Genomic DNA, 11,521 nt, shown 5'->3' with positions numbered 1-11,521 from the left:
TCGCTGGCCGGTCATGCGTCCTCACTTCGTTCCGGGCGCATGCCCCCACACTGCGCCACTGATGACCGGCCCGAGCCGCTTCGCTGGCCGGTCATGCGTCCTCACTTCGTTCCGGGCGCATGCCCCCACACTGCGCCACTGATGACCGGCCCGAGCCGCTTCGCTGGCCGGTCATGACTTGCTCCAGCCGGACGTGAGCTTGAAGTACACCAGCGACAGGATCGCCAGGAACGTGGCGAGCATGACGGACAGTGCGGTCGCGGCGCCGTAGTTCCCGCCCAGGGACCGGCCGAACGCGTAGTCGTAGATCATGAGCAGGATCGTGATGGTGGCGTTGGCCGGGCCACCGCCGGTGAACAGGTAGGGCTCCAGGAACACCTGCACCGTACCGATGATCTGCAGGATGAACGTGATGAGCAGGACGCCGCGCAGCTGCGGCATGCTCACGTGCCACACCTTGCGCCAGATGCCGGCCCCGTCGACCTCGGCGGCGTCGTACAGCTCGTCCGGGACGCTCAGCAGCGCGGCCAGGTAGATGATCACGGTGCCGCCGGCGGCGGCCCAGGTCGCTTCGAGCACGAGCGAGGGCATGACGAGCGTCGTGTCGGACAGCCAGGAGTACGGGCCGAGCCCGACGTACCCGAGGATCGTGTTGAACACGCCGTCCTGGGAGCCGTCGTAGAAGAACTTCCACAGCAGCACCGCGACGACCGGCGGCACCACGACGGGAAGGTAGGCGAGCACCGAGAACACGCCCTTGCGCTTGCGGACCGAGCTCATCAGCACCGCGGCCACGAGCGGGATCGGGTAGCCGAAGATCAGGGCGAGGAGCGCGAAGTACAGCGTGTTGAGGATCGCCGTGGGCAGGTCGGGGTCGGTGAGCACGAACTCGAAGTTCTTCCAGCCGACCCACGTCGGGTCGCCGATGAGGTTCGTCTTCTGGAAGCTCATGACGACCGACCGGAGGATCGGCCACCACGAGAAGATGCCGAAGACGATCAGCAGCGGCAGCGCGAACAGGACCGAGCTCAGCCCACCCCGCTGGACCCAGGTGACCGGGCTGCGCCGGCGGACCTGCCGGGTCACCTCGCCGGTCTGCCGCAGAGCGCCGGGTGCACTCACGACCACATCACTCCTCGTCCTGGTTTCGGGGGCAGAGCCCCCGGTGTGGGCCGCGGTGTTCCCACGGCCCACACCTTGCGGGTTTGTCTGTCGGTGGAGCGAGGATCAGCCGGCGGCGTCGATGGCGCGCTGCGCCTTCGTGTTGGCGTCGGTGAGGAGCTGGTCGATGTTGGCGTCCTTGTTGGTGAGGACGGCCTGGACGACCGAGTCGAGCGCCTTGTAGACGTCCTGCGTGGCGATGGCCGGCTCGTTGACGAGCTTGGCGTCGAAGACCTTGGTGGTGAAGCCGGTCATCTGGTCCAGCGGCACGTTGATGTACGACTTGATCCAGTCCTGGTAGGTCTGGTACTGCTGCTGCGAGAAGATCGGCAGCTCAGGGGTGCCGACGGGCTGCTTGCTCGCGACCTGGATCTCGGCGTTCTTCTTCGCGGCGTCCTGGTTGGTGTACTTGCGCAGGTAGTGGTAGTCGATCCACTTGACCGCAGCGGCCTTCTCGTTGGCGGTGGCCTTGTTGGAGACGGCCGCCATGGTGCCGCCACCGAGGACGCCGGCGTCACCGCCCGTGAGCGGGATCATCGTGAGGCCGTACTGCTTCGGGTTGATGTTGTTCGTCTGCACGAGGCTCGTGTAGACGTCCTGGCCCGAGGTGTACATGCCGACCTTGCCGGCGGCGAACGCCTGGTTGATGCCGGTCCAGTCGTAGTCGAAGTTGGCGCCCATGGAGTTGTCGGTCCAGCGCAGGTCCTTCAGGAACTGCAGCGAGGCCTTGGTGGCGTCGTTGGTGAGGGTGGCCTTCTTGCCGTCCTCGAGGCGACCGCCGCGGGCGTAGGTGTCGACCGTCAGCTGCCAGCCACCGGTCGCGTCCTTCGCCATCTGGGCGAAGCCGGCCACGCCGGGGTTCTTGGTCGCGATCGCCTTGGCGGCGGCGCGGACCTCGTCCCAGGTCGTCGGCGGCTTGCTGGGGTCGAGACCGGCGGAGGTGAACAGGTCACGGTTGTAGTGCAGGCCGACCGCGTAGACGCTCTTGGCGGGGATGGCGTAGGTGTGCCCGTCCGGGCCCTGGCCGTACTGCAGCAGGTTCTTGTTGAAGTTGCCGGCGTACGAGAGGCTGCTGAGCGACGACTGCATGTCGGCGATCTGGCCGTTGGCGATCAGCGTCTTCGCGTCGGTGAAGGGGATCTCGAACACCGTCGGCAGCGTGCCACCCGCGAGGTCGGCCGCGAACGTGGTGGCCTTCCACTCGTAGTCCTTGGTCTTGACCGTGATGTTCGGGTTTTCCTTCTGGAAGTCCGCCACCTCGGCCGCGAGCGCCTGCTGCGCCTCGGGCTTCGCGCCGGGGAGCAGACCCACGACGTTGAGCGTGACGGCGGCGTTGGTGTCGGCGCTTTCCTTCTTGTCGTCGCCGCACGCGGTAAGCGTGCTGGTGAGCGCCAGCGCACCCGCGACGGCCAGCGCCATCGTGGTACGTGAGTACTTCATCGTCGCTCCTTGTTTGGGGTGTGGAGAAGTTCCGGCCCTGCACTGACTGGGCCGATCGTTCGGGGCTGTGCGGGGCGGGGCCGGGGCGTCCTACCTGGACCGCTCCGCACGGATGCGCAGCATGGGGTCGGCTGCCGGTATGCACTCGTTCGTCAGGTGCGTTGCTGTTCGGTTTCCGTCTCATCGCGCCAGCGTTTCCGCCTGGTGTAGGCAAGAGATTAGGCTCACTCGCCACAAGAAGTCCATGGGCCGTTGCAAAATTTTAATGATCCACTGGCAGTCGCTTGCATGGACCCGCTCCCACGGTCCGGGGACTTGCACGAAAGCGGCCGAAAGCGCGCAGCGAGGGCCAGAAGTCGTTGACCGCACGCGGTCGCAGAATCGCGGTGTGCAGCGGACACCTGCTTGCGGACACAACGAAAGAGCGCCACGACTCCGTGCAGGAGTCGTGGCGCTGCGCTGAAACCGGGAGGAACTACGCGGCCGAGGCCGCCTTCGTCGCCTTGGGCGCGGGCACCTTGAGCGCACCGGTGGAGCCCCGCACGACCAGCTCCGGCTCGAAGAGCATCTCCTCGGTCGGCACCAGCGTGCCGGCCACCTGGCTCACCAGAAGGGTGACGGCGGCCTGCCCCATCGCCTGGATGGGCTGGCGGACGGTGGTCAGCGGCGGGTCGGTGCAGTTCATGAACAGGGAGTCGTCGAAGCCGACCACGGAGATGTCGTCGGGGACCTCACGGCCCAGCCGGCGGGCCGCCCGGATCGCGCCCAGCGCCTGCACGTCGCTGGCGCAGATGATGCCGGTGACGCCGTGCTTGATGAGCCGCGTGGCGCCGGCCCGGCCACCCTCCATGGAGAAGATGACCCGCTCGACGTCCTCGGCGTTGACCGTGTCGCTGTACTGCGCGGCCGCCTCGAAGGCGGTGAGCTTGCGGTTGGACGGGGCGTGGTCGGCGGGGCCGAGGATCAGCCCGATCCGCTTGTGCCCGAGCGACACCAGGTGGTTGAACGCCTGGTCCACGGCGTGCCCGTCGTCGACCGACACGCGCGGGAAGCCCAGGTCGTCGATCGCGGCGTTGACCAGCACGGCGGGCAGGCCGCGCTCGTGCAGCCGGTGATAGTGCTCGTGCTCCGCGGCGGCCTGATGGTAGAGCCCGCCGCAGAAGATGATGCCGGACACGTGCTGGTCCAGCAGCATCTCGACGTAGTCGGCCTCCGAGACGCCGTCCGCGGTCCGGGTGCACAGCACCGGCGTGAAGCCGCGCTTGGACAGCGCGCCGGCGACCACCTCGGCGAACGCCGGGAAGATCGGGTTCTGCAGTTCGGGCAGCACCAGCCCCACGAGGCGGGCGCGCTCGCCGCGCAGTTTCGTCGGGCGTTCGTAGCCCAGGACGTCGAGCGCGGTGAGCACAGCGGTGCGGGTAGCGTCGGAGATGCCGGGCTTGCCGTTGAGCACCCGACTCACGGTCGCCTCGCTCACGCCGGCGTACTTCGCCACCTCAGCGAGTCGTCGAGTCATGCCCGCAAGCGTAGTGCATGACTACGCAATTTTTTGCACGATGTCGCCCACCCAACCTCGGGAACACCGACCATGCGGCTGCGGCCACCGGAAAACCGGTACAAAGGCCGCAGCCGCGGCAGCGATCAGCCGGCGAGCGCGATGGAGATCTTGCCGGCGCCGTATCCGGAGACGTCGACGATCAGGTCGAGCCGCCGCCCCAGCGCCAGCAGCCAGTTCACCGCGTCGGTCGGCGCCTTCTCGCCCGGCAGGAACGTCTGGTACAGCTTCAGGCGCGGCACGCCCTCGCGGTTGAGCAGACCGGCGAGGATGTTGCACACCTCGATGGCGTTCTCGCCGATCATCTTGGAGATCTCGTTGTCCTCGATGCAGGCCTCGGCCCCACCAGGGGGGATCAGGCCGATCGCGGCGCCCGTGTAGGCGGTGAGCCCGAAGTCCATCCCGATCACGGCGAGCAGCTGCGAGCGTTCGTCGGTGTACAGGGCGACCAGGGTCTTGGGAACGTCGGCGGCTCGGAGGGGCTCGGCCGGGTTGACCTGGACCGGCCGGCCGAGAAGATCGTCAAAGAGATCCTTGACGGCCTTGGGAACGGGCAGAACATGCGACATGGTTCAAATCATCCCAAAATTGGGTCGAGTGCGTCCTTGAATGTGTCCGCTGTGAACGGCTTGGTGACCAGAAACAGTGCCCCCGCGTCCTCGGCGGCCTGTCGCATCTCGGGCGTGCCCTCCGAGGTGACGAAGCCGAACGGCACCTGGTCGCCGTTGGCCCGCAGCATCCGCAGCACCTCGACACCGGTCAGGTGCGGCATGTTCCAGTCCGACAGCACCAGGTCCGGTTTCTCCGACACGGCCTTGTCGAAGGCCTCCTGCCCGTCGCACGCCTCGACCAGGTCGTGGCCCTCATAGCCGGCCTGCCGGAGGGTCCGCGTCACGATCTGCCGCATGACCCGGCTGTCGTCGGCGATCAGAATCTTCATGCCATTGCTCCAGCGAGATCGGTGGTGCTTTCCAGAACGGTCACGGTGACCGACTCGTCCATCCAGGTACCTTCGAGGTGACACACCTCGGTCACGTGCGGGTAGCGGCCCTGCGTCCCCTCGACGTGCACGTGCGGCAGCGACAGCGCGCTGGGCTCCGGCAGGAGGCTCTTCACGTTGCCGCCGATGATGTTCGCCAGCTCGCCGAGGGCGTCGGCGACGTCCTCCTCCGCCACGTCGTCGAAGTCGATGCCCAGCAGCGCCGCCGCGACGTTCCTGGACGCCGCGTCGGAGCAGCTGACCAGGACGTGGCCCCGCCAGGCGCCCGTGACGGACACCGAGGCCGTGACGTCGGCCTGGTGCTTGTCGGCGGGGAGCGGCACGAGCGGGCTGGCGCCGTCCAGGTCGAGATAGGAGGACCAGACCTGTTCGGCGATGACCTTCAGGTCATCCTCGGTTGGGTTCGTCATGCTGCGACTCCGTTCGGGACGAGGCCGAGCAGCGCCAGCTTGTCGATGATCGCGTCCGGTGTGAACGGCTTGATCACGTACTCGTGCGCGCCCGATGCGAGGGCCCGCACGATCTGGCTCTGTTCGCTCTCCGTCGTGACCATCATCAACGTCATCCCGCGCAGGCGGGGTTCGGCGCGGACAGCGGTCACGAACTCCAGCCCGTTCATCTCGGGCATGTTCCAGTCGACCAGCGCCAAGCCGGGGATCTCGCCGTCACCGTCGAGAACGTTGGCCGTGAGGTAGTCCATCGCCTCTTGGCCGTTGCCCGCCTCGACCACATCGAAGCCGAGCTGTGCCACGATCCGCTTCAAGATGAGGCGCATCGCGCGCGAATCGTCGATCACCATGGTGAGCATCTGGCGTCACCCCTTTCCTACTGCGCTCACGGAAGCGGCGGTCTTCGGTGCGGTCCGCAGCTTGTAGGCGGACGTCCGGCCGGCGACCACCCGTTCGAATCTGTCGTCGATGCCGATCGTGGTCTCGGCCGAGCCGAGAAAGAGCCAGCCGTCGGGTCGCAGCGTGCCGGCGACCCGCTGCAGGACGGTCCGCTTCGTCTGGACGTCGAAATAGATCAGCACGTTGCGGATGAACACGATGTCGAACGGGCCCATGGAGGGAAACGGCGCGGCCAGGTTGAGCCGGCGGAACGACACGTTCTTGCGCAACGACTGCGCGACCTGCCAGTGCGCGCCGTTGCGCTCGAAGTGCTTGACCAGCAGCGGCGCCGGCAGTCCCCGGTTGACCTCCAGCTGGGAGTACTGGCCGGCCTCGGCGCGGGTCAGCATCTCGGTGGAGATGTCGGTGCCGATGATGTCGAAGGACCAGCCGGGCGGCAGGTTGTCCTGCAGCACCATCGCGATCGTGTACGGCTCCTGGCCGCTGGAGCTCGCCGCCGACCAGACCTTGATCGAACGGGTGGAGGCCCGGCGCACCAGCAGATCCGGCAGCACGGTGTCGACGAGCTGCTTGAAGGGCTCGCCGTCGCGGAAGAACGACGTCTCGTTGGTGGTGAGCGCATCGACGATCTTGCGGTGAACCTCGGGCTCGGGCCGCTGCTGGGCGCGGGCGACGAACTCCGACACGCTCGGCAGGCCGGACTGCCTGGCCAGCGGCAGCAGGCGGGCCTCCACCAGGTACTCCTTGCCCGCCTCGAGCACGATTGCCGCGTCGCGCCGAACGAGGCCGCTGATGAAGGCGAACTCCTGGGCAGTCAATGTCATCGGGTCACCTCCATGGATTTCGCCCCCCGGCCTCCGGCCGTACGGCTGATGAGATGCTGGGCGATCTCGCCCAGCGGCAGGACGGCGTGCGCGAGTCCCGCCGTCGCCACCGCGCCGGGCATGCCCCAGACGACCGAGGTCGCCTCGTCCTGCACGACGATCTCCGCGCCGGTCGTCCGCAGCTGCTCGGCGCCCCGCTTCCCGTCCTGTCCCATCCCGGTGAGGATGATCGCGAGGGTCGCGCCGCCGTACGTCCTCGCCACCGAGCGGAACAGCACATCCACGGCGGGCCTGCAGAAATTCTCCGGCGGGCCGGTGTTGAGCTTGGTGATCACCTCGGTGCCGCGGCGGTGCACCTCCAGGTGGAAGTCGCCAGGAGCGATGTAGACCGTGCCGGGCCGCACGGCCATGTCGCCGGTCGCCTCCACGACCGTCAGCGCGGCGGTGCGGTCGAGCCGGTCGGCGAACATCTTGGTGAACACCGGCGGCATGTGCTGCACCACGACCACCGGCACCGGCAGGTTCGCCGGCAGCGCCCGCACGACGGTCGTCAGCGCGTCGGGCCCGCCGGTGGAGCAGCCGATCGTGACGACCTCGACCCGGTCCGACCGCGGCGCGGTGCGCACCGGCGCGGAGGTGGGCGGCGCGGTCGCCGGCGGGCGGGTCACGGTGGGCAGGGCATTGCCGCCGGGGCGGGCGAGCGGCGGCGCGACCGCGGTGCCGGCGCCGAAGACGCGGGTGTTGGGCCCGATGTTGGGTCCGATGCCGATCGGCGGCCGCGCCGGGGCGAGCGCGGTGCGCCGGCCGCCGCACAGGGCGTGGATCCGCGGGATGATCTGCTCGCGGACCGACCGGATGCTCTCCGCGACGCTGCCGACGTTGGCCGGCTTGGTCACGTAGTCGCTGGCGCCCGCGGACAGCGCGTCCAGGGTCGCCGTCGCGCCCGCCGCCGTCAGCGTGCTGAACATGATGACCGGGAGCCGGGCGTACAGGGCGCGGATCGCGCGCAGCGTCTCGAGACCGTCCATGATCGGCATCTCGATGTCCAGCGTCACCAGGTCGGGGCGGAGCTGCTCGATCTTGGTCAGCGCCACCTTGCCGTTGGGGGCGGTGCCGACCACGCGGATCTCCGGGTCGTCGCTGAGCGCGTCGGTGATCAGACGCCGGACGACGACCGAGTCGTCCACCACCAGAACCGAGATCACGCGCCCCTGCCTCCAGCACCGGGGGCCTCAGGAAATGCGAGGCCCGTCACGTTCCAGCGGGCTAATCGGCGGTGCTCTGGGGACGATGAGGGAAATTCCAAAAGAACCGCCCCTGCCCGGAGCAAACCGGGCAGGGGCGATGTTTGAACCGGAGAAGCCCGGTCGACAGGCACCGACCAGCAACCGCGCCATCGTGACCCCGGAGCAAACCGGGCAGGGGCGATGTTTGAACCGGAGAAGCCCGGTCAACAGGCACCGACCAGCAACCGCGCCATCGTGACCCCGGAGCAAACCGGGCAGAGGGCGTCAGCGACCGCGCCGTCGTGGCCCGCGCGTTTCAGACGGACAGCGGGCCCATCGCGGTGAAGTACGGGTCGAGCAGGCGGCGGGCCGTGGTGGAGTCCAGCAGGTCGCGGACCATGAGCGCCTGGACGGCGCCGCTGAGCAGGTTCCACACCCCGCCGGCCCGGTCGCTGACCGGCACGCCGGAGCGGTCCAGGGCCTGCACGAGCAGCAGCTGCGCGGCCGCGCCGGCGCGGACCCGGCCGGAGAGGAAGACGGCCCACGACGCGGAGTGCACGGCCGGCGCCCAGTCGGTCAGGCCGGGACGCGAGGTGTCGGTGACCTTGTTGAGCTGGCGGATCTCCGTGGCCGACAGCGAGCCGACGCGGGTCAGCAGCTGGCGCAGCTCGTCGCCCTGCGGGCCGAGATCGTGCTCCGGCTCGGGCAGCGCGCGCAGCGCGGCGGTATACGGGGCGCTCAGCCGGCGCCGCGACTCGTCGGTCAGCAGCTCCCGCAGGTAGGCGGCCGCGGCGGCGTCGGACAGCACGCCGGTGGCCTTGCTCGCGACCTCGCTCTGCCGCTGCCGCGGGGCGCGCACCTGCGGGGTCGGCATCGTCGCCTGCGGGGGACGGTTGCCCCAGGTCCAGTCGAGGATGTCGTACCGCAGGCAGTGCAGCAGCCCGTCGAGGGTGCCGAGCGGGGCGCGCTCGACGACGGTGAGCGCACCGGCGTCGGCGTTCACCGCGCGGCGCTCCTGAGCGGCGGCGTCGACGTCACGCCACAGGTCGACACGGTCCCAGTCGTCGTCGGCACGCGCCGACGCGACCGCGTCAAGGTCACTCTGAGTGAGCGAGAGTCCGCGAAGCAGCACATCGGCCGCGGCCGATCCGCCCTGCAGACGGGAAAGGTCGAAGCCGAGAACGGGGGCGCTAACCAGGCTGTACATGGCAACTAGTCTGCAACGCACCTGCACCCCGGTCTGTCAGCCAAAAGGGTCGCGGGCGGGGTCCTGCGAGCGTACCCCGCCCGGCCCGGTCAGATCTTGAACCGTGCGACGAGCGCGCGCATCTCACTCGACATGCGGGACAGATCAGAAGCCGCCCGTTGCGCCTCCGCTACGTTGAGTGACGTGTTCTGTGTCGCGGCGGCGACCGTCGAGACGTTCGTGGCGATCTCGACGGAGCCGGTGGCGGCCTCGCTGACGCTGCGGTTCATCTCGTTGGTCGTGGCCGTCTGCTCCTCGACCGCCGAGGCGATCGTGAGCTGGTAGTCGTTGATCCGCGAGATGATCTGGCTGATCTCGCCGATCGCGGCGACCGCGCCGGTGGTGTCGGCCTGGATCGCCTCGACCCGCCGGGAGATGTCCTCGGTCGCCCGGGCCGTCTCCTGCGCCAGGTCCTTGACCTCGTTGGCGACGACGGCGAAGCCCTTGCCGGCCTCCCCCGCCCGGGCCGCCTCGATGGTCGCGTTGAGCGCGAGCAGGTTCGTCTGCTCGGCGATCGAGGTGATGACCTTGACGACGTTGCCGATCTCCGTGGAGGACTCGCCGAGCCGGGCGACCGCCTGGTTCGTCGACTCGGCCGCCATCACGGCCTGCGAGGCGACCTTCGCCGCCTCGCTGGCGTTCTGCGCGATCTCGCGGATCGACAGCCCCATCTCGTCGGCGCCGGCGGCGACGGTCTGCACGTTGCGCGACACCTGCTCGGCCGCGGCGGCGACGAGGTTCGCCTGGTCGCTGGCCTCGCCGGTGCCGCTGGCGATCTGCGCGCTGACCCCGGTGAGCTCGCCGGCGGACGACGCGAGCGACGAGGCGGTGTGATCCATCGTCTGCACGGTCGCGCGCATGCTCTCGGTGGCCTTGTTGAGCGCCTCGGCCATGACGCCGACCTCGTCGGTGGAGGTGATCTCGACCCGGCGGCTCAGGTCGCCGGCCGCGACGGCGCCGAGCACGTCGGACACGCGGCGCAGCGGCCGCACGACCAGCGTCGTCACCCAGAGGCCGACGCCGAACGCCGCGATCAGCCCGAGCACGGCCGCGCCGATCATCATCATCCGGCTGGACTCGTAGTTGTCCTGGGCGTCCGCGCGCCACTGCTCGGCCTCGGCGAACTCGGCGGCCTGAAGGTCGTCGACGATCTTCTGCGCCTTGACGATCTGCGGGGTGCCCTTGGCCGCGGCGATCCGCACGTACTGGTCGACCCGGCCGGCGTTGGCGGCGGGGATCATCTCCGTGTCGCGCACCGTCTGGTACGCCTTCATCGCGGTGGCGGCGGCCTCGGCCTGGGTGGCGCGTTCCGGCGCGGCGCCGGACCGGTACTGCTCGATCGCCGCCATCACATTCTTGTCGGCGGCGACGCGCTGCGCGTCGGCGAGCGCGCTGAGCGTGTCGGTGATGCCGTCGCGGATGTTGGACAGCGCCGCGAACTGCGCGCTCTTCGCGGTGACTTTGCGGGTCGTGGCGTTGGCGTCGCTGAGACCTTTCAGCGCGCCGAACGTCATCGCGATCATCGCGAGGCCGGCCAGGACGATGGCGCTGAGCACCTTCGTCCGTACCCCGCGGTTGGTGAACCAGCTCATGGACTATTCCTCGCGGTTGCCGGAGCCGGGCTGGCTGGTGTTGACGGCCTTCGTGGTGTCCAGCGCGAGCAGCAGCCGGCCGTCGAGCTTGAACGCGCCGGTGATGAGGTGCCGGCTCGGGCCGTGCAGCGTGTCCGGCGGCGGCTCGAACGTGTCGTCCTGCAGCGTGACGACCTCACCGATCCGGTCGACCAGGAGCGAGACGGACTCCTCCTCGGTCTTCACGATCACGTTCATCGCCGGCTCGGCGCTCTTCGTGCGGGGCGGCAGCCCGAGCTGCACCCGCAGGTCGACCGCGGCGATCACCTGACCGCGGAGGTTGAACAGCCCGCCGACCGACTCCGGGGCGAGCGGCACGGGGGTGTACTGGTCGAAGGAGAGGACCTCCTGCACCTTGGCGACGTCGAGCCCGAAGAGCTGGTCGGCGACCTCGAAGGTGGCGTACTGGCGGCTGGCCATGGTCAGGCTCCGGCGTGCTGGTAGGTGTAGTCGGCACTGGCGTCCGACTGGTACGGGTCGTAGGGGTCGGTCGAGGTGTCGATCTTCGTGTGGAAGAGCGGGTCGGCGGCGAGGATGGCGCGGCGGACGTCGAGGAGCTCGGTGACGCGTTGCTGGATGACGGCGGAGCC

General features: G+C 69.1%; 12 protein-coding genes. All 12 read right to left on the bottom strand.

Annotated elements, in window-relative coordinates:
• Positions 1 to 171 precede the first annotated feature (171 nt).
• On the bottom strand, positions 172 to 1,122 hold the full coding sequence (locus tag AB0I21_RS56290) for a sugar ABC transporter permease (RefSeq protein ID WP_360574120.1): 951 nt from the start codon (positions 1,120 to 1,122) through the stop codon (positions 172 to 174).
• A gap of 105 nt (positions 1,123 to 1,227) precedes the next feature.
• Positions 1,228 to 2,601, bottom strand: a complete 1,374-nt coding sequence (locus AB0I21_RS56285) for an extracellular solute-binding protein (protein WP_360574118.1) — start codon at positions 2,599 to 2,601, stop codon at positions 1,228 to 1,230.
• 475 nt (positions 2,602 to 3,076) lie between these two features.
• A complete protein-coding gene (locus AB0I21_RS56280; protein ID WP_360574116.1) occupies positions 3,077 to 4,117 on the bottom strand; it encodes a LacI family DNA-binding transcriptional regulator in 1,041 nt (346 codons plus the stop codon).
• Between the two features lie 125 nt (positions 4,118 to 4,242).
• Positions 4,243 to 4,725 carry a hypothetical protein gene (locus AB0I21_RS56275; protein ID WP_344515608.1) on the bottom strand — a complete coding sequence of 161 codons (483 nt, stop codon included), beginning with the start codon at positions 4,723 to 4,725 and terminating at the stop codon, positions 4,243 to 4,245.
• A gap of 8 nt (positions 4,726 to 4,733) precedes the next feature.
• Complete coding sequence (locus AB0I21_RS56270) at positions 4,734 to 5,096, bottom strand: response regulator (RefSeq protein WP_344515606.1); 363 nt, start codon at positions 5,094 to 5,096, stop codon at positions 4,734 to 4,736.
• The gene (locus tag AB0I21_RS56265) at positions 5,093 to 5,566 is read right to left on the bottom strand and encodes a chemotaxis protein CheX (RefSeq protein WP_344515604.1); all 474 of its coding nucleotides are present in this window, start codon (positions 5,564 to 5,566) and stop codon (positions 5,093 to 5,095) included. Before AB0I21_RS56265 ends, AB0I21_RS56270 begins: the two co-directional genes overlap by 4 nt.
• Positions 5,563 to 5,964: a response regulator gene (locus tag AB0I21_RS56260; RefSeq protein ID WP_327008657.1), complete on the bottom strand. Its 402-nt coding sequence runs from the start codon at positions 5,962 to 5,964 to the stop codon at positions 5,563 to 5,565. The genes AB0I21_RS56265 and AB0I21_RS56260 overlap by 4 nt, the downstream gene beginning before the upstream one ends.
• A 6-nt stretch (positions 5,965 to 5,970) precedes the next feature.
• Complete coding sequence (locus AB0I21_RS56255) at positions 5,971 to 6,828, bottom strand: protein-glutamate O-methyltransferase CheR (protein WP_344515600.1); 858 nt, start codon at positions 6,826 to 6,828, stop codon at positions 5,971 to 5,973.
• Positions 6,825 to 8,033, bottom strand: a complete 1,209-nt coding sequence (locus AB0I21_RS56250; protein WP_360574112.1) for a chemotaxis response regulator protein-glutamate methylesterase — start codon at positions 8,031 to 8,033, stop codon at positions 6,825 to 6,827. Before AB0I21_RS56250 ends, AB0I21_RS56255 begins: the two co-directional genes overlap by 4 nt.
• 337 nt (positions 8,034 to 8,370) lie before the next feature.
• Positions 8,371 to 9,261, bottom strand: coding sequence for a hypothetical protein (locus tag AB0I21_RS56245; RefSeq protein WP_360574110.1), 891 nt, complete (start codon positions 9,259 to 9,261; stop codon positions 8,371 to 8,373).
• Positions 9,262 to 9,350: 89 nt separating this feature from the next.
• Entirely contained in the window at positions 9,351 to 10,892 is a 1,542-nt protein-coding gene (locus AB0I21_RS56240) for a methyl-accepting chemotaxis protein (protein WP_360574108.1), read from the bottom strand.
• Positions 10,893 to 10,895: 3 nt separating this feature from the next.
• Positions 10,896 to 11,351: a chemotaxis protein CheW gene (locus AB0I21_RS56235; RefSeq protein ID WP_344515592.1), complete on the bottom strand. Its 456-nt coding sequence runs from the start codon at positions 11,349 to 11,351 to the stop codon at positions 10,896 to 10,898.
• Positions 11,352 to 11,521: the final 170 nt, after the last annotated feature.

Source organism: Dactylosporangium sp. NPDC050588, from assembly GCF_040654975.1.
Lineage (GTDB): Bacteria > Actinomycetota > Actinomycetes > Mycobacteriales > Micromonosporaceae > Dactylosporangium > Dactylosporangium maewongense.
The sequence above is the reverse complement of the archived record's forward strand: the minus strand, read 5'-3'. Positions and strand labels throughout refer to the sequence as shown.